The 24,652-nt window shown below is 69.0% G+C and carries 23 protein-coding genes and 4 tRNA genes; 9 read left to right on the forward strand and 18 right to left on the reverse strand.

Annotation, left to right across the window (positions count from 1 at the left end; translation table 11 throughout):
• Window positions 1-91: 91 nt before the first annotated feature.
• Together ABFX45_RS29585 and ABFX45_RS29590 are read right to left on the reverse strand one after the other, a co-directional pair.
• Window positions 92-511, reverse strand: a complete 420-nt coding sequence (locus ABFX45_RS29585; RefSeq protein ID WP_346133433.1) for a hypothetical protein — start codon at window positions 509-511, stop codon at window positions 92-94.
• 70 nt (window positions 512-581) lie between these two features.
• Window positions 582-1,031 carry a hypothetical protein gene (locus ABFX45_RS29590; protein ID WP_346133434.1) on the reverse strand — a complete coding sequence of 150 codons (450 nt, stop codon included), beginning with the start codon at window positions 1,029-1,031 and terminating at the stop codon, window positions 582-584.
• A gap of 238 nt (window positions 1,032-1,269) precedes the next feature.
• On the opposite strand from ABFX45_RS29590, the gene ABFX45_RS29595 reads away from it, so the two are divergent.
• The 3 genes from ABFX45_RS29595 to ABFX45_RS29605 all read left to right on the forward strand — a co-directional run bounded on the left by ABFX45_RS29595 (window position 1,270) and on the right by ABFX45_RS29605 (window position 6,864).
• A complete protein-coding gene (locus ABFX45_RS29595) occupies window positions 1,270-2,013 on the forward strand; it encodes a hypothetical protein (protein ID WP_233439965.1) in 744 nt (247 codons plus the stop codon).
• Window positions 2,010-3,512: a DNA polymerase Y family protein gene (locus ABFX45_RS29600; protein ID WP_233439966.1), complete on the forward strand. Its 1,503-nt coding sequence runs from the start codon at window positions 2,010-2,012 to the stop codon at window positions 3,510-3,512. Before ABFX45_RS29595 ends, ABFX45_RS29600 begins: the two co-directional genes overlap by 4 nt.
• A gap of 64 nt (window positions 3,513-3,576) precedes the next feature.
• Window positions 3,577-6,864, forward strand: a complete 3,288-nt coding sequence (locus tag ABFX45_RS29605) for an error-prone DNA polymerase (protein WP_346133436.1) — start codon at window positions 3,577-3,579, stop codon at window positions 6,862-6,864.
• Window positions 6,865-6,938: 74 nt separating this feature from the next.
• Here the strand turns inward: ABFX45_RS29605 and ABFX45_RS29610 are convergent.
• The 5 genes from ABFX45_RS29610 to ABFX45_RS29630 all read right to left on the reverse strand — a co-directional run bounded on the left by ABFX45_RS29610 (window position 6,939) and on the right by ABFX45_RS29630 (window position 8,249).
• Window positions 6,939-7,030 (reverse strand) — tRNA-Ser (locus tag ABFX45_RS29610).
• Window positions 7,031-7,040: 10 nt separating this feature from the next.
• Window positions 7,041-7,112 (reverse strand) — tRNA-Phe (locus ABFX45_RS29615).
• Between the two features lie 127 nt (window positions 7,113-7,239).
• Window positions 7,240-7,313 (reverse strand) — tRNA-Asp (locus ABFX45_RS29620).
• 4 nt (window positions 7,314-7,317) lie between these two features.
• Window positions 7,318-7,389, reverse strand: a tRNA-Arg gene (locus ABFX45_RS29625).
• A 296-nt stretch (window positions 7,390-7,685) separates the two neighbouring features.
• Window positions 7,686-8,249: a dihydrofolate reductase family protein gene (locus tag ABFX45_RS29630; protein ID WP_346133438.1), complete on the reverse strand. Its 564-nt coding sequence runs from the start codon at window positions 8,247-8,249 to the stop codon at window positions 7,686-7,688.
• A gap of 140 nt (window positions 8,250-8,389) precedes the next feature.
• Between ABFX45_RS29630 and ABFX45_RS29635 the strand changes: the two genes are divergently transcribed.
• A complete protein-coding gene (locus ABFX45_RS29635) occupies window positions 8,390-8,965 on the forward strand; it encodes a TetR/AcrR family transcriptional regulator (protein ID WP_346133440.1) in 576 nt (191 codons plus the stop codon).
• Here ABFX45_RS29635 and ABFX45_RS29640 read toward each other — a convergent pair.
• Genes ABFX45_RS29640 through ABFX45_RS29650 form a run of 3 tightly spaced genes read right to left on the reverse strand, consistent with a single transcriptional unit; the run spans window position 8,962 to window position 11,031 of the window.
• Window positions 8,962-9,255 (reverse strand): DUF3017 domain-containing protein, encoded by a 294-nt coding sequence (locus ABFX45_RS29640; RefSeq protein WP_109639332.1) that lies wholly within the window; start codon window positions 9,253-9,255, stop codon window positions 8,962-8,964. The two genes, ABFX45_RS29635 and ABFX45_RS29640, sit on opposite strands and share 4 nt — an antisense overlap.
• A gap of 13 nt (window positions 9,256-9,268) precedes the next feature.
• On the reverse strand, window positions 9,269-10,117 hold the full coding sequence (locus ABFX45_RS29645) for a bifunctional methylenetetrahydrofolate dehydrogenase/methenyltetrahydrofolate cyclohydrolase (RefSeq protein WP_109639053.1): 849 nt from the start codon (window positions 10,115-10,117) through the stop codon (window positions 9,269-9,271).
• Window positions 10,114-11,031 (reverse strand): DMT family transporter, encoded by a 918-nt coding sequence (locus tag ABFX45_RS29650; protein ID WP_109639054.1) that lies wholly within the window; start codon window positions 11,029-11,031, stop codon window positions 10,114-10,116. Before ABFX45_RS29650 ends, ABFX45_RS29645 begins: the two co-directional genes overlap by 4 nt.
• Window positions 11,032-11,169: 138 nt before the next feature.
• Here ABFX45_RS29650 and ABFX45_RS29655 point away from each other — a divergent pair, with 138 nt between their 5' ends.
• From ABFX45_RS29655 to ABFX45_RS29665, 3 genes are all read left to right on the forward strand, one after another.
• Window positions 11,170-13,803 (forward strand): glycohydrolase toxin TNT-related protein, encoded by a 2,634-nt coding sequence (locus tag ABFX45_RS29655; RefSeq protein ID WP_346133443.1) that lies wholly within the window; start codon window positions 11,170-11,172, stop codon window positions 13,801-13,803.
• A gap of 93 nt (window positions 13,804-13,896) precedes the next feature.
• Window positions 13,897-16,110 carry a tachylectin-related carbohydrate-binding protein gene (locus tag ABFX45_RS29660; RefSeq protein WP_346133445.1) on the forward strand — a complete coding sequence of 738 codons (2,214 nt, stop codon included), beginning with the start codon at window positions 13,897-13,899 and terminating at the stop codon, window positions 16,108-16,110.
• Window positions 16,111-16,114: 4 nt separating this feature from the next.
• A complete protein-coding gene (locus ABFX45_RS29665; protein WP_109639056.1) occupies window positions 16,115-16,423 on the forward strand; it encodes a hypothetical protein in 309 nt (102 codons plus the stop codon).
• Here ABFX45_RS29665 and ABFX45_RS29670 read toward each other — a convergent pair.
• Window positions 16,409-17,020 (reverse strand): pentapeptide repeat-containing protein, encoded by a 612-nt coding sequence (locus tag ABFX45_RS29670; RefSeq protein ID WP_109639057.1) that lies wholly within the window; start codon window positions 17,018-17,020, stop codon window positions 16,409-16,411. The two genes, ABFX45_RS29665 and ABFX45_RS29670, sit on opposite strands and share 15 nt — an antisense overlap.
• A gap of 92 nt (window positions 17,021-17,112) precedes the next feature.
• On the opposite strand from ABFX45_RS29670, the gene ABFX45_RS29675 reads away from it, so the two are divergent.
• Together ABFX45_RS29675 and ABFX45_RS29680 are read left to right on the forward strand one after the other, a co-directional pair.
• Window positions 17,113-18,093: a malate dehydrogenase gene (locus ABFX45_RS29675; RefSeq protein ID WP_109639058.1), complete on the forward strand. Its 981-nt coding sequence runs from the start codon at window positions 17,113-17,115 to the stop codon at window positions 18,091-18,093.
• A gap of 20 nt (window positions 18,094-18,113) precedes the next feature.
• Window positions 18,114-18,926, forward strand: coding sequence for an inositol monophosphatase family protein (locus ABFX45_RS29680; RefSeq protein ID WP_346133448.1), 813 nt, complete (start codon window positions 18,114-18,116; stop codon window positions 18,924-18,926).
• On the opposite strand, the gene ABFX45_RS29685 is transcribed toward ABFX45_RS29680, so the two are convergent.
• From ABFX45_RS29685 to ABFX45_RS29715, 7 genes are all read right to left on the reverse strand, one after another.
• Entirely contained in the window at window positions 18,923-19,114 is a 192-nt protein-coding gene (locus ABFX45_RS29685) for a DUF1918 domain-containing protein (RefSeq protein WP_109639060.1), read from the reverse strand. The two genes, ABFX45_RS29680 and ABFX45_RS29685, sit on opposite strands and share 4 nt — an antisense overlap.
• A 96-nt stretch (window positions 19,115-19,210) precedes the next feature.
• Window positions 19,211-19,558 (reverse strand): hypothetical protein, encoded by a 348-nt coding sequence (locus tag ABFX45_RS29690; RefSeq protein WP_109639061.1) that lies wholly within the window; start codon window positions 19,556-19,558, stop codon window positions 19,211-19,213.
• Window positions 19,559-19,603: 45 nt separating this feature from the next.
• On the reverse strand, window positions 19,604-20,575 hold the full coding sequence (locus tag ABFX45_RS29695) for an ABC transporter ATP-binding protein (protein ID WP_346133451.1): 972 nt from the start codon (window positions 20,573-20,575) through the stop codon (window positions 19,604-19,606).
• Window positions 20,572-21,369 carry an ABC transporter permease gene (locus tag ABFX45_RS29700; protein WP_109639063.1) on the reverse strand — a complete coding sequence of 266 codons (798 nt, stop codon included), beginning with the start codon at window positions 21,367-21,369 and terminating at the stop codon, window positions 20,572-20,574. The genes ABFX45_RS29695 and ABFX45_RS29700 overlap by 4 nt, the downstream gene beginning before the upstream one ends.
• Entirely contained in the window at window positions 21,362-22,072 is a 711-nt protein-coding gene (locus tag ABFX45_RS29705) for an ABC transporter permease (protein WP_346133454.1), read from the reverse strand. The genes ABFX45_RS29700 and ABFX45_RS29705 overlap by 8 nt, the downstream gene beginning before the upstream one ends.
• 112 nt (window positions 22,073-22,184) lie before the next feature.
• Window positions 22,185-23,552: a serine/threonine-protein kinase gene (locus tag ABFX45_RS29710; protein WP_346133456.1), complete on the reverse strand. Its 1,368-nt coding sequence runs from the start codon at window positions 23,550-23,552 to the stop codon at window positions 22,185-22,187.
• Window positions 23,553-23,588: 36 nt separating this feature from the next.
• Window positions 23,589-24,494 carry an SdiA-regulated/phytase-like domain-containing protein gene (locus tag ABFX45_RS29715; protein ID WP_346133458.1) on the reverse strand — a complete coding sequence of 302 codons (906 nt, stop codon included), beginning with the start codon at window positions 24,492-24,494 and terminating at the stop codon, window positions 23,589-23,591.
• Between the last annotated feature and the right edge of the window lie 158 nt (window positions 24,495-24,652).

Consider the following 24,652-nt stretch of genomic DNA (forward strand, 5'->3'; position numbering starts at 1 on the left):
CCCGCTGGCGGCCATTTAGCGGGGAGCTATGTGGCCGCGGTGTGAGCGCGGTACGTGACGGCACTCGGAGCATGTGAGGTTCCGGCGTTCCTCAGTCCCAGTAGTGGAAGAGCGCTTCACCGAGGGTGCCAGGCCGCCAGTACGTGATGTCGTCTGGCGAGATGTGGGGCCAAGTTGCGGCGTCGAACGGGCCGTTCAGCTCGGGCGGGGTGAGCACCTGAGACCCCGGTAGCAGCGCGGCCAGCACAGCCACCAGTTCAGGGGCGTCGACAAACGTCAGCGGGCCCGACTCCCCGACGCCGTCGACAAAGTCGATGGTCCGGGGCTCTGCGAGGGCCAGCACCGCTGAGTCGCGCGTGCAGGCGATGGCGACCGTGCGCTCGCGGTAGGCGATAAGCCCCTGGTGGAAGTTGGGTGTCACGTCGTCGGCGACGCGGAACTCGATCACCTTGCCACCGGTGCGCCGCGCAGCTTCGTAACAGGCGTTCCGGAAGCTGCGGATGTCCGTCATCCGGTGAAGATACCCGCGCCCGGTGGCCCTCGGTGCCCGGACGTAGCGACTCAGCCGAAGCCGGACACTGTCACTGTCTGTACAAGTGGCCGCGAGCGGGGAGCGTATATGGCCGCGATAACTGGCCGTCCACGGGGAATTCCTGCTGGCCGCTGTCATCGAAGCTGCCGGTCGCCCTGGGGTTCGTGGTGCGCACCTTGCCCAGCGTCTCGGCGGACACGTTCTTGCACGCCTCGGGAAGGGAAGTGGTGCGGAGCGGCTCGCCCTGGTCCCTGCGGATGTTGAAGAAGAAGAAACCACCGGTGCCGAGCCCACTGAGGAGCAGGACCACGGCGACGATCGCCACCGCGATGACCGGACCCTTGCCCTTCTGCTGCTGCGGCGGCGGGTAGCCCGGCGGCGGGTAGCCCGGCTGCTGCGGGTGGTGGCCTTGGGGCGGGTAGCCGCCCTGCGGGGGCGGCGGTTGCTGCTGCCAGCCCTGCTGCGGAGGTTGCTGCGGCCAGCCCTGAGGTGAGTTCACGGAGGTTCCTCGTCAGAAAGAACGGTCCGGGTCAAGGTAGTTGACCTCATGTGTTCGCGTGGTGCGTCTCGGTGAATGCGGTTCGCCCGATCGGGTGGCTTCTGGCATTGACACAGGGGTGCTGTGGCGCGCTACGATCATCCCGTTCGTTCGAACAAGCGTTCGAATAGCAAGTCGCCGAACTTCCCACGGCGATCGTGCACAGGGGTGCGCACGGTCTGCATGGGAGGTGGGTGGAGTGTCCAGGTCGGCAACGGCGTCGTTGGCCGCGCTCGGGGTGAACCCGGCCAGCGAGCTGACCAGCACCACCACCGACCACGCCACGGGGCGGGTGTTGCCGGTTCGCGGGGAACTGGCGGGCCTGCTGCCGTGGGGCGGCTTGCGGCGAGGCAGCACGGTGTCGGTGGGCGGATCGACATCGTTGCTGCTCGCCCTGCTCGCGGGTGCGACCGCGGACGGCTGCTGGGCCGCCGTGGTCGGTCTGCCGCAGGTGGGCGTGCTGGCCGCGGCCGAGCTCGGGGTCTCGGTGCAGCGGCTGGCACTCGTCCCACGTCCCGGAGCCGATCCGGGCCCTGTCATCGCGGCACTGCTCGACGGCATCGACCTGGTGGCCGTCGCGTGCCCACTACCTCCTGCACTCGCGCGCCGGCTCACGGCCCGCGCGCGTCAACGTCGTGCCGTGCTGATCGCGTTCGGTTCCTGGCCTTCGGCCGACGTGGAGCTGACCGCGGAGTCCGTGCGCTGGAACCCGCTCGACGACGGCGCGGAAACGTTGCGGCGCCAGCAGATCAGCGTGCGCAGCGGTGGCCGCGGCTCCGCGGGCAAGCCGCGGCAGATGGTGCTGACGTTCGGTGAAGAAGAGATCGAGCTCCCGCTGGTGGCCGGCGAACCGACCGGGTCCGACGAGCCGGCTGATGCCGGTCCGGACCGGGTCGACGAGCTGGCCGCCAGGCGGGCTACAACCTGGGACCGTCCTGCGTGAGGGACGCCCGTCTGCTCGCGGTCTGGTGCCCCGACTGGCCCGTGGTCGCCGCCTGCACCGCTACCGGCACCAGTCAGCACGTGCCGGTGGCGGTCCTCGACGGCAACGAGATCGTGTCCACCTCCGCCGTGGCGCGCGCCGAGGGCATCCGCAGGGCCATGCGCAAACGCATGGCCGAGTCGATGTGCCCGGAGCTCGTGACCTTCGAGCACGATCCGCAGCGCGACGCCAGGTTCTTCGAGCCGGTCGCCGCTGCCGTCGAGGAGCTCGCCCCCGGCATCGAGGTGGTGCAACCAGGTCTGGTCGCGGTGCCGGCGCGAGGCCCGGTCGGCTACTTCAAGTCCGCCGAGCAGGCAGCCGAACGCATCGTCGACCACATCGCCGCGCAGACGAACGTCGAGGCGCAGGTGGGTGTGGCCGACAGCCTCTTCGCGGCCACGAAAGCCGCGCACCGCAACGTGATAGTGCCGCCGAACCGGACCGCGGAGTTCCTCCGGCCACTGGGCGTGCACGAGCTCGACGCCCCGGAACTGGTCGACCTGCTCAGAAGACTCGGCCTGAAAACCCTCGGCGCGTTCGCGGACGTGCCGGAGAACGCGGTGGCGTCGAGGTTCGGCGGACCGGCCACGAGACAGCACCGTCTCGCGCGCGGCCTGCCGGAACGCCCGCTCGACAAGCGCAGGCCCGCACCGGAGCTGGCCGTCGCGGAGACCTTCGACGATCCGGTCGACCGGATCGACTCGGCCGCGTTCGCCGCGAAGATCCTCTCGGAAAGGCTGCACGAGAACCTCGCGAACCGCGGTCTCGCGTGCACCAGGCTCGGCATCCACGCCCGCACCGAGAACGACGAGGAGCTGCACCGGGTGTGGCGGGCCGCGGAACCGTTGACACCGCGGGGAATCGCGGACCGCGTGCGCTGGCAGCTCGACGGCTGGCTCACCCGCGAACGCCTCACCTCCGGCATCAGGACGCTCACCCTCGAACCGGTCGAGGTCGTCAACGGCACCGCGCTCCAGCTCGGGTTGTGGGGCCACGACGACGAACGCGCGGTGCGGGCACTCCTGCACGTCCAGGGCCTGCTCGGCCCGGACGGCGTGCTCACGCCGGTGCTCGACGGCGGCAGGGGACCGAGGGAACAGGTCAGGCTCGTGCCGTGGGGTGATGAACGGGTGCCGCTGCAGAACCCGGACCACCCGTGGCCTGGCCGGCTGACCAGGGCACCCGCGACGCTCGCCGACGACCCCGCCGAGCTGAGGGACGCGGCCGGTGACGAGGTCGGTGTGACCGGCCGTCTCGAACTCACCGCACGGCCGAAAAGCCTTGTGGTGAATGGAAAAGCGCAGGAGGTGACCGCGTGGGCCGGACCGTGGCCGGTCGACGAGCGGTGGTGGGCGCCGGACCCGCACCGGGCCGCGCGCATCCAGGTGCAGACGCCGGACCAGGCGTTCCTGCTGATCCGCAGGGACCAGAGGTGGTTTCTGGAAGGGGTGTACGACTGATGCACGACGAGCAGTACTGGGATCTGCTGGAGCTCCTGATCCCGTTGCCGCGCAAAGGTTCCTGATGGGCTGGAACAACCCGCCGGTTCGATGGAAGGAGCTGGAACGCGCGCTTTCCGGCAAACCCGTCGAGCAGAAACCCGACGGCGGCGACGGTCCGGGGTGGTCACGCCACCGCGACCGGTACACCGCGCCGCCGGGTTTCGAGCTGCGCGTGGACGAGCTCGCGGTCACCCGCAAGCGCGTGCCGTACGCGGAGCTGCACTGCCACTCCAACTTCAGCTGGCTCGACGGCGCGAGCCACCCCGAGGAGCTCGTCGAGGAGGCACAGCGGCTCAAGCTCGACGCCATCGCGATCACCGACCACGACGGCATGTACGGCGTGGTCCGCTTCGCCGAGGCCGCGAAGGAGCTCGGGATGCACACGGTGTTCGGCGCCGAGCTCAGCATCGGGCTCCGCAAGCCCGCCAACGGCGAACCGGATCCCGAGGGCGACCACCTGCTCCTCCTCGCGCGCCAGCAGGAGGGGTACCACCGGCTGTGCCGCACGCTCACCACCGGCCACCTCCACGACGACGCGGAGAAGGGCAAGCCCGTCTACGACCTCGACCAGATCGTCGAGGACACCAAGGGCGAGGTCGTGGTGCTGACGGGCTGCCGCAAGGGAACCGTCCGCAGAGCACTGACCAGAGAGGGACCGGAGGCGGCGTACCGGGAGATCGTGCGGCTCACCGACCTGTTCGGCTCTGGGCGCGTCTACGTCGAGCTGACCGACCACGGACTGCCGGAGGACAGCAGGCGCAACGACCTGCTCTTCGCGATGGCGCAGCAGCTCAAACTCCCCGTCGTGGCGACGAATGCCGTGCACTACGCCACCGCGAACCGCGGCAGGCTCGCCGCCGCGATGGCCGCCGTGCGCGCCAGGAGCAGCCTCGACGACATGGCGGGCTGGTTGCCGCCGTCGCCCGCCGCGTTCCTGCGCAGCGGAGAGGAGATGTGGCACCGGTTCCGGCGTTTCCCCGGCGCCGTGCACAACGCCGCGTTGCTCGGCATGCAGCTGGCGTTCGACCTGAGGCTGGTCGCGCCGAAGCTGCCGCCGTTCGACGTGCCGCCAGGCCACACCGAGAGCACCTGGCTGCGCAAGCTCACCTACGAGGGCGCGCGAAGCAGGTACGACGACGACAACGAGAAGGCGTTCCGACAGATCGAGCACGAGCTGAAGATCATCGAAGAGCTCGGTTTCCCCGGCTACTTCCTGGTCGTGCAGGACATCGTGAACTTCTGCAAGCGCAACGACATCCTCTGCCAGGGCAGGGGTTCCGCCGCCAACTCCGCGGTGTGCTTCGCGCTCGGCATCACCAACGTCGACGCGGTCCGCTTCGACCTGCTCTTCGAACGCTTCCTCGCCCCCGCCCGCGACGGCCCTCCCGACATCGACGTCGACATCGAGTCCGACCGCCGCGAGGAGGTGATCCAGTACGTCTACGAGAAGTACGGCCGCCGCCACGCCGCGCAGGTCGCGAACGTCATCACCTACCGCGCCCGTTCCGCCGTGCGCGACATGGCCCGCGCCCTCGGCCACTCGCCGGGCCAGCAGGACGCGTGGAGCAAGCAGATAGACAGGTGGGGACCGCTCAGCACCACCACCGACGACTGCGACATCCCGCGTCCGGTGCTGGAACTGTCCGCGCAGCTGGAGAACTTCCCGCGCCACCTCGGCATCCACTCCGGCGGCATGGTGATCTGCCACCGCGCGGTCAGCGAGGTGTGCCCGGTGGAGAAGGCGCGCATGCCCAACCGCACGGTGCTGCAGTGGGACAAGGACGACTGCGCGTCCATCGGCCTGGTGAAGTTCGACCTGCTGGGCCTCGGCATGCTCTCGGCCCTGCACTACGCCATCGACCTCGTGCGCGACCACGAGGGCGTCGACGTGGACATGGGCCGCATCGACCTCACCGACCAACGTGTCTACGAGATGCTGCAGAAAGCCGACTCCGTGGGCGTCTTCCAGGTGGAGAGCCGCGCGCAGATGGCGACGTTGCCGCGTCTGAAGCCGCGCACGTTCTACGACCTCGTCGTCGAGGTGGCCCTGATCCGGCCGGGCCCGATCCAGGGCGGCTCGGTGCACCCGTACATCAGGCGCCGCAACGAGACCGAGAAGTGGGACTACGACCACCCGCTGCTGGAGAACGCGCTCAGGAAGACCTACGGGGTGCCGCTGTTCCAGGAACAGCTCATGCAGATCGCGGTCGACGTGGCCGGCTTCACCGCCGCCGAGGCCGACGAACTGCGCAGGGCCATGGGCGCCAAGCGTTCGACCGCCCGCATGGAACGCCTGCGTGACCGCTTCTACGAGGGCTGCACGGCGAACGGCATCGGCGAGGAACTGGCAGGCCGCATCTACGCCAAGCTGCTGGCGTTCGCGAACTTCGGCTTCCCGGAGTCGCACGCGCTGTCGTTCGCGCATCTGGTGTTCGTGAGCGCGTGGTTCAAGCTCTACTACCCGGCGGCGTTCTGCGCGGCCCTGCTCCGCGCCCAGCCGATGGGCTTCTACTCGCCGCAGTCCCTGGTGGCCGACGCCCGCCGCCACGGCGTCACCGTGCACGGTCCGTGCGTGAACTCGTCACTGCCGTACGCGGGCCTGGAACCCTTCGAGGGTGCCAACGCCGTCCGCATCGGACTGGAGGCGGTGCGCGGGATCGGCACCGCGGACGCTGAGCGGATCGTTGCGGCACAACCGTTCCGCGACATGGAGGACTTCGGTTCACGGGTGCAGCTCACCACCGCCCAGGTGGAGGCACTGGCCACCGCCGGTGCCTTCTCCTGCTTCGGCCTCGAACGCCGTGAGGCGTTGTGGGCGGCGGGCGCGGTGGCCGCGATCCGGCCGGATCGCTTGCCGGGCACCACGGTCGGGGTGGACGCGCCCTCGTTGCCGGGCATGGACGACGTCGAGCTGGCGGTGGCGGACGTGTGGGCCACGGGCCTGTCGCCGGACAGCTTCCCGACCCAGTTCGTGCGGTCCACGTTGGACTCCATGGGTGCGTTGCCCACCGCCGCGCTGTCCTCGGTCGAGCCGGGGACTCGGGTGCTCGTCGGTGGCGCGGTGACCCATCGGCAACGGCCGGCGACGGCGGGCGGGGTCACGTTCCTCAACCTCGAGGACGAGACGGGGATGGTGAACGTCGTGTGCTCGCCTGGGCTTTGGGCGCGGTATCGACGAGTGGCGCGCAGCAGCGGGGCGATGCTCGTGCGAGGTGTGGTCGAGTCGGCGGAGGGTGTGGTCAGCCTGATGGCGGACCGGTTGCAGCACCTCGACCTGCGCATCCCGTCGAAGTCACGCGACTTCCGCTGATCGTCCGAATCCTGTCACGTTCCGCGACGACGCTGATACCGTCGGTCAGGGTTCATGACGGGGTTCGAGGGGCATGGCGGAGGATGCAGGATTCGAACCTGCGCGGCGCTCGCGCGCCGACCACCGTTTTCGAGACGGATGCCTTACCGGGCTCGGCCAATCCTCCAAGTGCTGCGTGGCTCCCCGGGGAGTCGAACCCCGTCCTCCGGATCTTCACCCCGGTGCTCTGCCAGTTGAGCTGAAGAGCCTGGTGCGCCCCCGATGGAGCGCCAGTCGGATGCCCGCGAGTCGAACGCGGTGTGTCCTCATCCCAAATGAGGCGGGTTGCCGTCTCCCTCGCATCCGTTGGTGCGCCCAGGCCGGCCTGGGCGACTGCGCTCACGACGGGACTCGAACCCGCGAATCGCCGCATCGACAATGCGGTGCCCTAGCCGCTGGGCCACGTGAGCTTCGTACCCCTGCCAGGAGTCGAACCTGGACTTCGGCGTTCGTAGCGCCGCGCTCTTTCCATTGAGCTACAAGGGTGCGGTGAAGCGGAAAAAGAAATGTGTGCACGGAATGAAGAAAGCCGCCCCGATCGGTTTCCCGATGGGGGCGGCTTCCTTGGTTGCGACCTGGATCTCAAGTCACGGCAGGGAGCCGTTTCCGCAGGTGAACGACGCGAACGGGCGTCGTGAGCCGCGATCGTCAGACGGTTGCGCGTCAGCGAAAGCAGCACTGTCAAAGCGCTCCACTCGCATCTGCTGGCTCGTCATGACGTTCCCTTTCGGCTTGATGATGGGTCAAGTATTACGGGCGCACACGGCGTGCGTCAATCATTTTTAAGGGCGTTCGTAAGTCATGAACGAAACGCCGCTCTCGAACAGGCGCGCGTCGGTGCGCTTGAACCGCGTGATGTCGGCCTTCCCGTCGAACAGCGGGATCCCGCGGCCGAACACGACCGGGTGGATCTTGAGGAGCAACTTGTCGATCAACGGCAGCAGTTCGGCGGCCAGCTTGCCTCCGCCGCACAGCCAGATGTCGAGGCCGTCCTCTTCCTTCAGCTCCTGCACGCGGCCGGCGACGTTCTCGCGGATGAGCTCGACGTCGTCCGGTGTGTCGAGCTCCTGCGACGTCACCACGAACTGCCGCAGGTGGGCGTAGGGCGAGGCGAGTCCGCCCGGCACCTGGTAGGTGTTGCGCCCCATGAGCACCGTGTCGAAGTTCGGGTTCGGTGCGTCCAGCAGGCCCAGTGCCTCCCGGAACTGGGTGGGCAGCGTGTCCGGGTACTCGGCGTTGATGCCGGCCATGTGGTCGCCTTCGAAGATGAACCCGTCGAAGGTCCCGTCCTCGGCCGCGATGAACCCGTCCAGCGTCACTGCAACGTAGTAGACGAGCTTTCGCATACAGATCAATCCCCTCAGTGTTCGATTGCCGCTGCTCCGCAGACGGCGGCGAGTTCGTCTGGAAGTCGACGACCGACACGAACTCGCTTCAACCACGACAACTGTAGTACTATGTCTGTAGTGGTTGTCAAGGAGGAATTGTGGTCCGGAACGAAGCACGGCGAACCGCCCTGTTGGACGCGGCGATCGAAGTCCTGGCGGAAGAGGGTGCGCGGGGGCTGACCTACCGCGCGATCGACGCGAAGGCCGAGGTGCCGGCGGGCACGGCGTCCAACTACTTCGCGAGCCGCGACGACCTGATGTCGGAGGTGGCGATCAGGGTGACCCAGCGGCTCACGCCGTCCGACGAGTCGATCGCGGAGTCGCTCGCGCTGCCCCGCGACAAGTCGCTGAGCGTCAAGTTCATGCACGACATCATCAAGCGGGCGGATGCCGACCAGGCCAGCTACCTGGCGTTGATGGAGCTGCGGCTGGAGGCCACGCGCAGGCCGGACCTCCGCACCGCGCTCACCAGGACGATGGCAGACAACCTCGAGTTCAACATCGCGTTCAACGAGGACTCGAAGCTGCCGGGCGACCGGATGACCGTCATCCTCATGTACTTCGCGATGACGGGGCTGATCTACGAGCGGCTGACGCTGCCGGGCATCGTGGAGCCGATGGACCTCGACGAAGTCGTCGAGGTCCTCGTCGACCGCGCCATCGGCCCGAGCTAACGACTCAGCGGGCCGCCGGTGATCGTCAGAGCCACGGCGATCACCACGATGCCCAGGGTGGAGTACAGGAATGCGTCCATGCCACGGCCGCGGATCTTGATCAGCCCGGCCTGCTCGTCGGTCACGAGGATCCGCAGGACGGCCGCCACCAGCAGCGACACGCCGAGCAGCACGGCGCCCTGCCGCCAGTGGTACTGGAAGATCCGCACCAGCCCGAGCACGCTGATCCCGAGCACCAGCGCGAACGGCAGGTGCTTCGCGGGACCCGAGCGCCAGCGCTGTTCCGGCATGAGCGCCTCTGCGTCAGACCGCTGCATGGGCGCGCTCGGCGGCTTCGACGGTGTTGGTCAGCAGCATCGCCACGGTCATCGGGCCGGCGCCGCCGGGGATCGGGGCCAGCCAGCCGGCGACCTCGCGGACGTCGGGAGCCACGTCGCCGACCAGGCCGGCCTCGGTGCGGGTGATGCCGACGTCGATCACGGCCGCGCCCGGCTTGACCATGTCCTTGGTGATCAGGCCCGCGCTGCCGGCGCCCGCGATCACGATGTCCGCGCGGCGCACCTCGGCGGCGAGGTCCTTGGTGCCGGTGTGGCACAGCGTGACGGTGGCGTTCTCGCTGCGGCGGGTGAGCAGCAGGCCGATCGGGCGGCCCACGGTGACACCGCGGCCGACCACGGTGACGTTCGCGCCCGCGAGCGGCACGTCGTAGCGGCGCAGCAGCTCCACGATGCCGCGCGGCGTCGCGGGCAGCGGGGCGTCGATGCCGAGCACCAGCTTGCCCAGGTTGACCGGGTGCAGGCCGTCGCCGTCCTTGGCCGGGTCGATGCGCTCCAGGATCGGGCCGGCGTCGAGGTGCTTGGGCAGCGGCAGCTGCACGATGTAGGCGGTGACCTCGGGGTTGGCGTTCAGCTCGTCGATGACGGCCTCCAGCTCCTCCTGCGTGGTCGCCTCCGGCAGGTCGCGGCGGATCGACTTGATGCCGACCTTCTCGCACGCCCTGTGCTTGCCCTTCACGTACGAGTGCGAACCGGGGTCGTCCCCCACCAGCACGGTGGCCAGACCCACCGGCACCGGTAGCGCGGCGACCCGCGCCTTGAGGTCCTCGAACAGCGCGTTCCGGGTTTCGTTGCCGTTGAGCAGCGTCGCAGTCACGGTCTCATCTTCCCACTGGGCAGCGCGGCCACGCCCACCGACACCAGCGTCAGCACCACGCCGATCACCGTCGGCAACGCCAGGTGCCCGCTGAACGCGTCCAGCAGCACGGCCCCGACGAGCTGCCCGCACACCGCGCACAACCCGACCATCAGCACGCCGATGAACCGCACGGACACGATCGCGCCACCCACGCCGACGATGCCGAGCAGCCCGCCGAGATAGAGCCACCACTGTGCGGGGAACTCGGCCACCCCGCGGGCGGCCACGAGGTTCACGAGCAGCAGCGCCGCGGTGCCGGTGGTGAAGTTCACCAGAATGGTGGTCACCGAGTGTCCGGCGGCCTCGCGGACCAGCCCGTTCACCGCCTGCTGCCAGCCCATCAGCAGCCCGGCGACCAGCGGCAGCACGGCGAGCCACAACGAACCGGGCGACGTGAACCGGTGCGACACGGCGACCACCACCGCGACCACGCCGACCGCCGCCCCGAGCCCTCTGGTCACCGTGAACGGCTTCGGCTCACCGGGTCCCATCCCGCTCCGGTCCACGACCAGGCTGCTCACCACCTGGCCGACGACCACCGCGACCGTGAACACCGCCACACCGATGGTCGCGATCGCGATGCCCTGCGAGGCCACCAGGAACGCGCCCGAGAGCCCGCCGACGCACTCCCACCAGCGAATCCGGCGGCTGACCAGCGACTCCCGCAACCGCGCCAGCCCGTCCCTCCCGGACTGTCGCGACAGGACCACCACGACCAGCACGAGCCACCCGCCGCCGAAGGAGATCAACGCCGCCAGGAACCCGTTCTGCAACGACTGCGCCAGGGTTCCGTTGACCCGCCCCTGGACCGCGATGGCCACTCCGCCGACCGCCGCCAGCAGGCCTCCGGTCAACTGCGCGGACCGCGACAAAGCTCCTCCAGCCGAGACGGGGGTGTTCTTGATCAGCTTTAACCGGGGAGGTCCACCGCGTTATGGTCGGGCCTCCACCGTTCGGCGCAGCGGCGGGGGACGTGTGCGATCCGGCGACTTGCAGGGGAAGATGTTGGCGTGTCCGAGCCGAAGCCGTTGAACCCTACCGAGCAGGACGCTCTGGTTAAGCAGATCGGCCTGACTCTCATGCGGGCCGCGCCGGAGGACTGGCGCAGCGTGATCGCGCAGTACCGAGCCACGGGCCGGTACTTCGAGCTGGAGGCCGAGCTGCGGCTGCAGGACGGCACTTCGCACTCCTGGGCGCCGCCGCAGGACGTGGCCTCGCTGTTCGCCCGGCTGCGGGCGGGCATGCATCGCGAGGGGCGGGGCAGCTGGACGAACGCCCGCTACCAGCTCGATCACCCGTCGAGCTACAACCTCGACTTCGACCGCGCCGAGCCGAGCTGGCAGACACCTCCTCCGCAGCAGGCGTACTTCGACGAGATGCGGTTCTTCCCCCGCGTGGACGAGAACGTCCCCGACTGGCTGCGCCGCAGGTTGAACCCGCCGACGCCGGTGTTCCGCACCGTCCGCGTGTTCGACGGCGCCGGTCCCGGCGGCCGTCCCTCGGTCAACCGGCCACCGGTGCCGGAGCCCGAGGTCGCGCCGCTGCTCGCGTACCTGTCGAACGCGCCGGTCGCGGTCGCCGGGCGCGGCTTCGACGCCGACGTCCTGCACCCCGACTCGCCGCAGGTCGTGCCGTCCGGATTCCAGACGGACGGCGCGTGGATCTGGCCCGCGGGAGTCTCGTACTACCTGCGCAAGTACGGCGTGCCGCCGGAGCCCGAGCTGGTCGAACGCGCCAGGGCCGCCGGTTTCAGCCTGCCGGAGGTCTCCGAGGAGTCGAGGCTCGCCGCCGCCGCGAACCTCGGCGCGCCAGCCGCGCCTCCCGGCACCCAGCTGCTCGAGGCGGAACCGGAGCCGGAGCCGGAACCCCAGCCTCAGTCCGACGCGACGATGTACGTGGCGCAGCCGAAGTTCGAGGACGAGGAGGAGCCGGAGGAGTACGACTTCGAGCCGCTGGTGCCCGAACCGCAGGCCGCCGAGGTCACCACCGAGCAGCCGCAGGTCGAGGACGAGCAGGAGTCCGGCGACGTCGGCCCCACGGTCGCGGTGCCGGTGCAGGCCGGAGACGGTCCGCCCTATCGGGTGGTCTTCGACTCCGACGGTGTGCCCGACCACGTCGACGAGCGGCGCCTGCGCGACACCTACGGCGCCGGCATGGACCTCTTCGCCCCGCACGCGAGCGAGACCGAGGAACCCGAGCCCGTCGCGGAGATCGTCGCCGACGAACCGAACGAAACGGACCTCGGCCACGAAGACGACGCCGTGGACGTTGCCGACGAACCCGAGATCCCGACCGCGGGCCCGGACGAGCCGGAGCTCCTCACGCACCACCGCGAGGAGGAGCGCACGGACAGCCTCGTCGCCGAGACCGAGGAACGCCCGCGCGACGTCATGCAGGACACGATGGCGTGGAGCCCGGTCCTCGACGAGCCGCTGGAGACCGCGGCCGAGGTCACCGAGGAGCACCCGGTCGTCGCGGTCGCCGAGGACGAGCCGGACCTGGCGGAGGACGAGATCGAGTCCACCGCCGCGTTCGAGCCCCAGGCCTTCGACCAGCCGCCGTTCGAGCAGCAGCCGTTCGAACAGCAGAAGTTCGAGCAGCAGAAGTTCGAGCAGCAGCCGTTCGAACAACAGCCCTTCGAGCCCCAGTCGTTCGAACCGGAGCCCGTCCCCGAGCCCTCGCCGGTGGCGCCTCCCGTGGTGCCGGTCTCCGTGCCGGTGCCGGTGCCGGTGCCCGCGCCCGCCCACGTCGAGGAGACGACCGAGTTCGACGCGGCGCTGTTCAACGAACCGGAGCCGGAACCCGAACCCGAGCCGGAACCGGTGAAACCGCCGCGCACCGTCACGCCGGAGGAGGACCGCGAGCTGGCTGGCACCCGCCGCGCGCTCGACGACCTCAACGTGCCGCACGGCGTGTACCGGATCGGCGAGCCGGCCGACCGCACCTGGACGCTGCGCCTCGACGGCGACAGCTGGGAGGTGTGCTGGTTCGACCACGGCCCGAAGAGCCCCATGCGCTTCGACAAGGTCGAGGACGCCTCGGCGTACCTGGTCGGCAAGCTGGTGCTGGGCAACTTCCGCACGATCGTGCGGACGCCGCCCCCGCCTCCGCCGCCGCAGCGCCCGATGGCCAACGGTTTCCGCGAGGAGCCGCGCCGCCCCGTCCCGCCGCAGCGCCCGCCGATGCCTCAGCCGCAGGCACAGCAGGCTCCGCCGCTTCCGCCACCACCGCAGGCCCCGGCACCCGCACCGGCACCGGTGGCTGCCGCGGTCGCGCAGGAGGAGCCGTCGAAGCGGAAGTTCCCGATCACCCCGCTCGCCGGCGAACCGCCGCTGACGCTGTTCCGTCACAAGCAGATGTTCGAGCTGCCGGCGGGCACCGAGGTCGACCGCTACGGCGACCAGAGCGGCAACCTCGTCTACGTGGCGGGCACGCCGTTCCCGGAACGCAGCCTCGTGCCGTCGTGGATCAACCGCCCGTACCGCGTGTACCGGTTGCGCCGCCCGCTCGAGGTGCTGACCGGCGTCGCGGTGCCGTGGTTCGAGCAGCCCGGTGGCGGTACCGCCTACCTGCTGCCGAAGGCGATCGAGGAGATGGTCGCCGACGGCGTCCTCGTGGAGATCACGGGCTCGGCCGACAACTGACGCCCGTCCGCGTGTGGCCAGGCCTGCGATCCTGGCCACACGCGAGCGAGCAGCGGTTTTATTTCGAGACGGCGCGGTTCTATATTCCTCGCCGTGTTCAAATCTGGGGGACGCTGGCGTGCCGCCGTGCTCACGGCCGCCGTCGGCGCAGGAATCATCGTGCCCGCGCAACCCGCGCAGGCTGTCAACTGGATCCCGGCAGCGGCGTTTGCCACGTGCGTCACGGACGTACCGGTGTTCGCCGCACGGGACAACGGCGAGCTGTGGCTCTATCCGCACCAGGGGACCAGGTCCGGGAAACCGACCTGGGGTCAGGCGCGGCAGGTCGGCTCCGGGTGGAACGGCCGCACCATGGCCGGGCCGAGCGGGCAGGTCTACAGCGTCGAGACCGGCGGAGCGCTGAAGCGGTTCGCCTGGAACGGCACCGGCTGGGACAACGGCACCGGTTCCCTGCTCGCGCAGGGCTGGGAACGGTTCGCCACCACCGCGCGTGACCTCGTCACCGTCGACGCCGTCGGTGACATCTACCGCGTGGACGCCGACGGCACGCTGCGCCGGTTCGCCCACGACGGTGCCAAGTGGACGGTCGACGGCCAGGAGCTCGCCAAGGGCTGGGACCGATACAACCTGATCGTCGCGGCCGGACCCGGTGTGCTCTACGCGCGCACGCCGTCCGGTGAGCTGACTCGGCACCACTACTCCGACGGCACGTGGCTCCAGCGAGACGCGGTGGTCGGTCAGGGCTGGCAGCGGTTCCGCTCGATCGGCTCCGCGGGTGCGGACACGCTGTTCGGGCTCTACGGCGACCAGCTGTGGTGGCACCGGTTCGTGCCCGCGCTCGGCGAATGGGTCAGCACGCAGCCCAACGACGCCATGCCCAGCACTTCGATCGGCACCGGCTGGGCGGCGACCCGCGACATCGCGCCGCAGACCACCGGCTGCACCGGCCTGAACCCGCTGGAGAAGGTGCACCGCATCGCCTCGGTCGGCGCGAGCGTGCTGCTCACCGAGCGCGGGTTGCGCGAGCTGCGTGCCGGGTTGCAGCAGAGCCTCGGCCCGGACTCACCGATCGTGCACGCCATGACGGCCGCGACGAAGTTCGTGCAGGACAACCAGGCCACGATCGCGCCGCTGGTCGCGAAGTACGCGGCGAACCCGCATCCGTTGGAGGAAGCGGACAAGCAGACGCTCAAGTCCGTTGTGGACGCGGCGATGGCACCCGGTGGCCCGATGGCCGCGCTGTGGGAGATCGTGCGGCGCGAGCTCGGCACGCACGTGACGTTCGAGCAGGCCGTCGACCTCGCCAAGGCCGGCCTCGGCTGGACCGTCCAGATCACCAGGATGACCGTCGACTTCGTCAAGACGACGAAGCAGCTGCTCAACGACACCCCCGGCATCCTCGACCAGATGATCCAGGGCTACGAGAAGATGAACTCGGCCCTCACGGACATCAACGCCACGGTCACCGAGTCCACCCGGATCCTCGGCGAGATGAACGTCGTGATCGACCAGATGAACACGGCGATGGACCAGATGAACCGGGCCCTCGACGTCGTCAACAACGCGCTCACCCAGATGAACGCGGCGATGGCGCAGATGAACGCCGCCGTGGGCAAGATGAACCGCGCGGTCGACGCGCTCAACAACGGCGGGTGGAACTTCTTCAGCACCTACCGCGTGACGCTCGACAACCTCGACCTGTCCGGTCTGGACAAGATCTGGGGGCAGCGCGCGTCGGCGGAGGAACTGGCCAGGGCGGACAGCTGGTTCTCGCTGGCCGTCGACTTCGTGCCGTTCGTCGGTGACGCGAAGGGCCTGTGGGGCGCGGTGTCCGGTCGTGACCCGATGACCGGCGAGGAGCTGTCCGGTGCCGACCGGGCGATGGGATCGCTGTTCTTCCTGCGGTACCTGAAGAACATCCGCAAGGGCGGCGACCTGATCTACACGGGTTCGAAGCTGGAGGAGGCCAAGCGCGGCCGCGCGCTGGTCGACAACGGCAAGTACGACTACCTCTTCGGCAAGGTCGACTCGAACTCGCACAACGCGGCGAGGTCCAAGCAGAACAAGGAACAGCTCGCACGCATCGGCGTGCACGACACGCCGCAGGGCCGTGCGCTGATCAAAAAGCACCTCGACGACGCGGTGACCAGCGACGCGAACATCAAACGGACCTACACCGACGAGTACGGTACGTTCCAGATCCGCGACTCGCTGTTCGCGGGGCCAGGTGGCTTCCTGCACTTCGAGTCGGCCTGGCAGGTCACGCCGGACGGCCTGCGGCTCACCACGATCATCCCGAAGGGGTAGCGCGATGATGCAGGTGCCGTCCGACGACGAGTTCGTCGACGCGTTCGGCGTCGCCCCCGAAGCCGAGGACGAGCCGTGGATCAAGGTCGTCCGGATCGAGGACGTGCTGGTCTCGTTCGACGAGCACGCCGCTTCCGTGCGGGTGCGGTGGTTCCAGGGTGACGAGCCGGTGGTCGATCTCTACCGCGAGGACGCGAACCGGCTGCGCGTGTGGTCCGGTGACGGCGAGTCGCACGTCGCCGTGGACTTCGGGGACGGGGAGATGCGCGTGCGCATCCACCCGTCCGTGCGCATCACGTCACGACACAACTAGTCCGTGGGCGGCCGCGAAAGCGATCGCCTGGTCGACGTCGATGAGGGCTCCGGCGAGCTTGGCCTGCCGGAGCCCGTTCGCGTCCACCTTCGCCCCGCGCAGGTCAGCGCCCTCCAGCTTGGCGTCGAGCAGCCGCGCGCCCATCAGGTCCGCCTCGGCGAGGTCGGTGTTGCGCAGGTCGGCCTCGCTGAGGTTCGTCTCGCGGAACCGCTGCCCGTTCAGCTTCAGGTCGTACAGCGGCGCCTTCACGAACGACGCCAGCGTGAAGTCCACCTCGGTGAAGGTGATCGGCCGCAGCACGCAGTCGACGAAGTTCGAACCCATGAGGCTGCACGAGGTGAAGGTCGACCTCGTCAGCACCGTGCGGTCGAAGGTGCACTGCCGGAAAGCGGTCGCCTGGTGCTTCGACTCACCGAGGTCCGTCCGGGTGAAGTCGCAGCGGGTGAACGTGCAGCCCGAGGTCACGAGCTCGCGGAGATCGGCTTCGGTGAAGTCGCAGTCGGTGAAAGACCGCTTCTCCCAGTGCTGGCCCGGCAGGTTGGCGTCGGCGTAGTCGGCATCGATTTCCGGCGCGATCTCTTCCGAAGGGTTGTCCACTCTCACACTCTGCCACTGTCCACGTGTTGGTAACGTGCGGGACGCCGGGCGACCTGCCCGACGTCAACGAGGACCGTCATTCGGGAAGGCTCATGACCCGCACGCCCGTGAACGTCACTGTCACCGGTGCAGCCGGCCAGATCGGCTACGCACTGCTCTTCCGCATCGCTTCCGGCCACCTGCTGGGCCCGGACACCCCGGTCAACCTGCGCCTGCTGGAGATCACCCCGGCGCTGAAGGCCGCAGAGGGCACCGCGATGGAGCTCGACGACTGCGCCTTCCCGCTGCTCAAGGGCATCACGATCACCGACGACGCGAAGACCGCGTTCGACGGCGTGAACGTGGCCCTGCTCGTCGGCGCCCGCCCCCGCACGAAGGGCATGGAGCGCGGCGACCTGCTGGAGGCCAACGGCGGCATCTTCAAGCCGCAGGGCGAGGCGATCAACGCCGGCGCCGCGGACGACGTGAAGGTGCTCGTGGTCGGCAACCCGGCCAACACCAACGCCCTCATCGCCCAGCAGCACGCGCCGGACGTCCCGCGCGAGCGCTTCACCGCGATGACCCGCCTGGACCACAACCGCGCCCTGTCGCAGCTCGCCAAGAAGCTGGGCGTCGCGGTCACGGACATCAAGAACATGACGATCTGGGGCAACCACTCGGCCACCCAGTACCCGGACCTGTTCCACGCCAAGGTCGGCGACAAGACCGCCGCCGAGGCCGTGAACGACCAGGCGTGGCTCGAGAACGACTTCATCCCGACCGTCGCCAAGCGCGGTGCGGCGATCATCGAGGCCCGTGGCGCCTCCTCGGCCGCTTCGGCCGCGAACGCCGCCATCGACCACATCTACGACTGGGTCAACGGCACCGAGTGGACCTCGATGGCCATCCCGTCGGACGGCTCGTACGGCGTGCCCGAGGGCATCATCTCGTCGTTCCCGGTCAAGTGCTCCGGCGGCAGCTACGAGATCATCCAGGGCCTCGAGATCGACGAGTTCTCCCGCGCCCGCATCGACGCTTCCGTGGCCGAGCTGGTCGAGGAGCGCGACGCGGTGAAGGGCCTCGGCCTGATCTGATCCGTGGCAATGTGGGGCACGTGCGGATTCCATGGGACGTGCCCCAGCCACAGATCTCCGATGACGTGCACCCTGCGCTCGCCGATGCCGCCCGCGCGGCGTCGGCGGCGTACGGGCGCGCCCGCTCGTTGCACACGCGCCTCGAACTCCGCGAGGAAGTGGCGGACGGCGCCGACGGAACACCGACGATGCGCGTCGATCGCATCGTCGAGGACGCGGTGCTGGAGTCCATCCACCGCAACCGCGTGAACCTGCTCTCCGAGGAAGCCGGGTTCGTCGACAACGGTTCCTCGATCACCCTGGTCATCGACCCGGTCGACGGGTCGGCGAACGCCGCGTTCGGCGTTCCTCTCTCCTGCTTCGCCGGTGCGCTCGTCGAGGACGGCACGGCCAAAGAAGCGTTGACGACGTGGTTCGACACAGGCCGTGCGTGGCATGCGCGCGCAGGAGTTCCGACGTCGTTCCGCACGACCGGACGTACAACTCTGGATGGCGCGTCCGTCTGCCTGATGCGTCCCAAGACCGGCACACAGGACGCGTGGCTGCGCATCGCGAACCGCGCCGACCGCATCCGGGTGCTGTGCACGACCTGCCTGGAGACGATGCTCGTCGCAGAGGGCACCGTCGACGCCTTCATCGACCCCGGCACCGACACGCACCGGATCATGGACCTCGCGACGGCACTGGTCACCGTGCCCGCGGCGGGCGGGGTGCTGGTCGACCTGCGCGGGCGGCCGTTCACGTTCGAACCCGACCTGACCCACCGGTGGTCAGGCGTGGCGGCAGCGACTCCTCAGCTCGCCGAGGAGTTGATCAGCACGGTCCTGGGTTAGATCTCTCCGCGCGGCTCGACGATGCAGTCGGGACCGGGGAAGACCAGGCCCTCGTGGCCGTCGTTGAAGCGGACCAGATACGGCGGCTGGCCGTCGGTCCCGCGCACTTCGAGGATCTCGCCCAGACGCTCCTCGAGCCCCACTGAGCGGCTGTGGACGTGGAGCCTGTCACCAACTGTTGCGTGCATGTGCTGCGACACCTCCGGTGTGCGGCGTGAGGCATGGCGCGTTGAACGCGTTAAAGCCTAGGCCGACACCGGAGGCGCGCAACAGGGCTCAAGTGCTCATCCGCCGCAGGCCGTGGAAACCTTCTCGACGAGCGCGGCCTTCTGCGTCACCCAATCGGCTGCGGAGTTGACGTTCTGCATCCCGTTCGCCGCTTCCTCGAGCGCCTTCTTCACCTGCTCGTCGGGCGACGAGGTCGCGAGCTTCTCCAGCTCGGCGGCCTTGGCCTTGGTGTCCTCCAGCGCCTTCTGCGGGTCGCTCATGTCCGGCGAGAAACCCACCAGCTGGATCGCGTCAGCGCACAGCTTCACCTTGTCCGCGGTGTCACTGACGCCCTGGATCGTGTCGCAGGCCGTCAGGCCACCCAACGCGATGACAGCTGCCGCCAGCGGTCCGACTAGGCGCATTCGCTCTCCTTCTGCCCGATGTGTCCGTTTGTGTTGCTTACGACTCTACCGATGTACATCCTGCGCGACCTCGCGTTGGTAGAGCTTCCGAATGACGTCGTCGATCTGCGGTTCGACCACGGCGAGATCGTGCACCTCGACCTGGCGCACCACCTGAGTGATCAACTGAGCCGCCGTCGTCTCCGCTCGTCTGAACGTGAGATGGTGTCGCATTCCGTTGGCCTCGCTGCGCACCGCTGTCACTCCGGGGACGTCCGGCGCTGGTCCGGGTTCCCTGAGGTCGATGACGAGCTCACGCTCCGGGGTCACTTCGGCCCGCAGCTCGTCGAGCGGCCCGTCGGCGAGCACCCGGCCGTGGTCGATCACCATCAGCCGAGGGCAGAGCCGCTCGATGTCGTCCAGGTCGTGCGTGGTGAGCAGGAGCGTCGTGCCGCGGCGGGTGTTGATTTCCTTCAGGAACTCCCGCAGGCGTTCCTTCGACTCCAGGTCCAGGCCGATGGTCGGTTCGTCGAGGACGAGCAGTTCCGGGGCGTGCAGCAGTGCCGCCGTGATCTCCCCGCGCATCCGTTGCCCGAGCGACAGCTGCCGCACCGGGGTCATCAGAAGCTCCTGCAGGCCGAGGAGCTCGACGCACTCCTCGAGCCTCACCCCGTAGTCCCGCGCGGGCACGCGGTAGATGGACTTCAGCAGGTCGAAGCTGTCCTTGAGCGGCAGGTCCCACCAGAGCTGGCTGCGCTGGCCGAACACGACGCCGATGCGTTTGGCGAGATCGCGTCGCTCCTTCGCCGGATCCACACCGCTGACCTGGATGTGGCCGCTGGTCGGCACCAGGATCCCGGTCAGCATCTTGATCGTCGTGGACTTGCCGGCACCGTTCGGCCCGACGTACCCGACGGCTTCCCCCGCCTCGACACCGAACGTGACCCCGTCGACCGCGGTGACCGTCTTGTAGTTGCGCCGCAAGCCTTTGGACGTGGCGACCTTGAACTCCCTGCGGAGCTCCCTGACCTCGATCATGATCCCGTTCCCCGGTAGTGCCTGACCGCGAACCGCCACACGAGCCCGGCTGCCGCCGCAGCGAGTGCCGCGACGAGCGGTGATGTCCAGCCGACCCAGCCCGGCAGGCCGAGCGGATCCTCTTTCCCGAGCAGCGCGAGGCTCGGGTAGTACGCGACGAACGCACCCGGCACGATGTACGCCATCACCCAGCGCAGCGGCCGCGAGTAGACGTTGATCGGGTACGACGTGAAAGCGTTGCTGCCGTAGGTGACCGCGTTGGCGAACTCGCGTCCGTCGACGATCCAGAAGCAGATCGAACACGCGACCACCCAGACCGAGCTGTAGATGACCGCGCCCGCCACCGGTGTCGCGATGGTCAGCACGACCTTCGCCGGAGACCAGTCGATGGGGACGTTCGCCAGCGCGTAGCCCATCACCGCGAGCCCGCCGGTGATGCGCCCGATCCTGCGCAGCCGGATGTCGGAGCACATGATCTGCGGCAACGTGCCGAGCGGCCGCATCAGCAACACGTCGAAGCTGCCGGTGCGGATGTACGTCGGCAGGTTGTCGAGCTGACCGGCGAAGAGGTCCGCGACCCCGAACGCCGCGCCGGCGAACGCGTACATCAGCAGCACTTCGTTCTTGGTGAACCCGCCGAGCGCGTGGATCTGGGTGAAGAGGATCAGGATGACGAGCAGCTCGTAGCACTGCGCGATCACCTGCGTGAGGAAGTCCATGGCGAACGACGCGCGGTAGGACATCTGGCTCCGCAGCCGGGCGCCGATGAGCTTCGGGTAGATGGTGTCAGCCACCCTGCACCACCACCTTGCGCACAGCTCGCTGCAGCGCGAAGTGGCCGATGGCGAGCACGGCCGCGGCCCAGAACAGTTGGTACAGCAGGAGCTTCACCACGTTCCCGTGCCCGAGGAACACGTCGATCGGCGCCTGCAGCAACGCGGGGAACGGCGTCATCCACAGCACCTCCCGCGCCCACTCGGGGAAGAACGCGATCGGCACGGTCAGCCCGCAGAGCAGACCGGACGTGACGTTCCAGAACCCGTACAAGCCGCGGTTGTCGATCAGCCAGAACGCGCTGAGCTCCACCAGGAACCGCACCCCGAAGCTGGTGACGAGCGCGATGAGCGCGCTGGCACCGAACAGCGGCCATTGGTAGCCGTGTGCAGGGAACTGGAACGGGAACAGCAGCATGCCGAACACCGCCGGCGGCGCGAGCCTCGTCAGGAACGCGTATCCGCCGCGGCCGATGTCCTCGGCGAGGAGAGCGCCCTGGAGGTGCCATGGCCGATAGAGGTCTACTACCACGTCACCGGATCGCACGCGCTCGGCGAGCTCGTTGTTCCCCCACAGCAGGACGAACCCGAGCAGCCCCTGCCCGATCCAGACGTACGTGTTGGTGGCAGCGACGTCGTAGTCCGCGATCTCGCCGTTCGCCGCCTTGAGAGCGGCGACGAGGATGGCGACCCGCAGCAGGCCGAACACCACGTTCGTGGTCATTCCGGCCAGCATCGCTTGTCGGTAGGTCGAGTACCTTCGGAATCCAGCAATGATCAAATCGGCGTGGACACGCACGTCGTTCTACGTTAGTGACCGTCGCAAGTGGATTTGTTCAACTGCCGAACGCACTGGTCACGACCTCGCCGACCTCGGGTTCGGAGCCGAGGCAGAGGAAGTAGCTGCGCGTGCCGTCCTTGAACCCGACGGCGGTGATCTCCCAGCCGGTGGTGTCGACTGTCGGCCGCGTGTTGGCCTTCATCATCGCGGGCGTGCAGACGTTCCTCACCTCGGAGGAAGCCAGCAGCTCGTCGGAGTCGACCGCGGGGATCTCGCCGGAGAGCCAGCCGCCCGCGAACGACTCCCAGTAGTGCAGGTCCGCGCAGCTGCCGACCTTCCGCGCCGTGGCGGGCATGCCGCCGATGCTGGTGACACCGCGGAAGCAGGTCGACTTGTCGACGCAGAACCCTCCCTCGCACTTCTTGAGGAACGGCGGGATGTCCTCCGCCCCACCCGGCTGCGTGGTCGCGGGGCCAGGCCCCTGCGCACCGGCCTTCTCGTTGCCGAAGAGACTCCACATCAGCGCACCCGCGCCCACCACCACGACGAGTGCGGCGGCCGCGAGGGCCGGCCAGGCCTTGCGCTTCTTCCCGGCTGACGGCGAAACGGGCAGCTGGGTGAGACCGCGCAGCTCGTCGCGGAACTGCGCCGCGCTCGGCGTGCGCAGGTTGGCGTCGGGGTGCAGCGCCCGCGCGATGGCCTCGTGCAGTGTCGGCGGCACACCGTTGACGGCGGTCACCGGCCTGCGCAGCACCTCACCGAGCTGGTCGAACGACGTGATGGGCCACGGCACCGGCCGCGGCGGCTTGCCCGCGAGCAGCGTGTAGAGCGTGGCGGCGAGCGAGTAGACGTCGGCCTGCGGCGTGGGCTCGGCCATGGCGAACGCTTCCGGCGGCGCGTAGCTGGGGCTCAGGGCGTCACGCGTGACCGTGCTGCCGCCCTGCGCGTCCAGCAGCGCCGCGAGCCCGAAGTCGGCGAGCTTCGGCGTGCCGTAGCGGTCGACGAGGATGTTGCCGGGCTTGATGTCCCGGTGCAGCACGCCTTCCGCGTGTGCGGCGGCCAGTGCGTCGGCGAGCTTGATGCCGAGATCGCGCACCTGCTCGTGCGGCAACGGCCCGCGCTGGTCGAGCTGGTCGGCGAGCGAACCACCCGTGCACAGCTCCATGACCATGTACGGCGTGCCGTGGGCGGTGATGTTCGCGTCGTGCACCCCGACGACGTGCGGATGCCCCGACAGCTTCGCCGCGGCGTGCGCCTCCCGGATGAACCGCCGCCGATCCCGCTCATCCGCGAGCACCCGGTTGTCGATCTTGACCGCGACGTCGCGGCCGAGCTGGGTCTGATGGGCGCGGTAGACGGTGGCGAACCCGCCGGCGCCCAGGGGTCCCAGGTCGGTCAGGCCGGGGAGGTGGGGTGCGGTCACGCGCAGCAGCCTAGTGACGCACCCCGACAATCCCGCTCAGGCAGCGCAGTTCAGCAAACCGCTGCGCAACGCGTGGCCGTTCGTGTTGTTGTCATCCGCCCACAGCACGACCTTCTTGCCGCTGACACAGCTGGGCGAGATCGCGAAGCCCTCCAGGTTCACGTTCGGCAGCCTGGCCGGCCGGTCGTACGTGGCCGTGACCCGGAACTTCCCGCTGCTGATGGCCAGCGTCGTCGTGCGCCCGCTGCAGTTGTTGTCACAGGCCGCCCACAGCTTGCCGCCGTTGAACTCCAGGTCCATCACCTGGCTGTGCCCGCTCTCGAACCTGCTCAGCAGCTTGGCGTCCGTGCCCTGCAACGCGTACACGTACACCTCGCCGGTGGCCTCAAGCCCGACGAAGAACAACCCGCCGCCGTGGCCGGGGTAGTCCGCGGGGTTGTAGGTCTTGCCGCTGTCGTCCTTGAAACCGTTCTGCGTGAGGAACGAGTCCGGCACCCAGGAGATGGCTTCTGGCCCGTCGTTGGGGTCGACCTCGGGCATGCCGCCGAGCTCCCACTCGGCGATCGCGTTGCTGCCGGTGCCGTACTTGAGAATCATCGGCCTGCTGACGTCACCGTTGTCGTTGTCGCGCTCGATCGCGACGAAGAGCCCGTCGGGCGTGGCGACCACGGCCTCGGCGTCCGGGTCGCCCTGCCCGTCCGCGAAGTTGAGCGACCGCTTCTGGTCCACCTTCCAGCCCGTACCGCTGGGCACGAGCCGGTAGAGCGTGGAGGGCCCGTTCTTCACCGCCCACGCCACGTTCGGGTTCTCGAAGGACAGCCCGCTGAGGTTGGTCCCGAACACGTTCGTGCCGTCGGCGGTCCTCGTCGCGGAGTCTCCCGGCCACGTGGTGGCAGCCCCGGCGGAAGCGCCCGACAGGCCGAACGCGATGACCGCGAACACGCCAATTGCCTTGATGCGCAACGAAACGCCCTTTCTCCCCCGAGGCGCGCGACCGCACCTCGTCGAGCTGGCGGCGTTCGTCCAGTGGACCAGAAGGGTTCCGAAGGCGCTACTTGCCCTTGGCCGCGGCCTTGGCGGCCTTCTTGAAGTCCCGCACC

It is taken from the genome of Lentzea roselyniae, assembly GCF_039537795.1.
GTDB classification, from domain to species: domain Bacteria; phylum Actinomycetota; class Actinomycetes; order Mycobacteriales; family Pseudonocardiaceae; genus Lentzea; species Lentzea atacamensis.

What these genes read in the sequence shown, in the direction of transcription:
- ABFX45_RS29605 (WP_346133436.1), top strand. Translation starts at nt 3,577, where the DNA reads ATGGGCTGGAACAACCCGCCGGTTCGATGGAAGGAGCTGGAACGCGCG.
- ABFX45_RS29630 (WP_346133438.1), bottom strand. Translation starts at nt 8,249, where the DNA reads ATGCGAAAGCTCGTCTACTACGTTGCAGTGACGCTGGACGGGTTCATC.
- ABFX45_RS29585 (WP_346133433.1), bottom strand. Translation starts at nt 511, where the DNA reads ATGACGGACATCCGCAGCTTCCGGAACGCCTGTTACGAAGCTGCGCGG.
- ABFX45_RS29705 (WP_346133454.1), bottom strand. Translation starts at nt 22,072, where the DNA reads ATGACCACGAACGTGGTGTTCGGCCTGCTGCGGGTCGCCATCCTCGTC.
- ABFX45_RS29640 (WP_109639332.1), bottom strand. Translation starts at nt 9,255, where the DNA reads ATGCCGGAACAGCGCTGGCGCTCGGGTCCCGCGAAGCACCTGCCGTTC.
- ABFX45_RS29695 (WP_346133451.1), bottom strand. Translation starts at nt 20,575, where the DNA reads ATGATCGAGGTCAGGGAGCTCCGCAGGGAGTTCAAGGTCGCCACGTCC.
- ABFX45_RS29675 (WP_109639058.1), top strand. Translation starts at nt 17,113, where the DNA reads ATGACCCGCACGCCCGTGAACGTCACTGTCACCGGTGCAGCCGGCCAG.
- ABFX45_RS29665 (WP_109639056.1), top strand. Translation starts at nt 16,115, where the DNA reads ATGATGCAGGTGCCGTCCGACGACGAGTTCGTCGACGCGTTCGGCGTC.
- ABFX45_RS29685 (WP_109639060.1), bottom strand. Translation starts at nt 19,114, where the DNA reads ATGCACGCAACAGTTGGTGACAGGCTCCACGTCCACAGCCGCTCAGTG.
- ABFX45_RS29690 (WP_109639061.1), bottom strand. Translation starts at nt 19,558, where the DNA reads ATGCGCCTAGTCGGACCGCTGGCGGCAGCTGTCATCGCGTTGGGTGGC.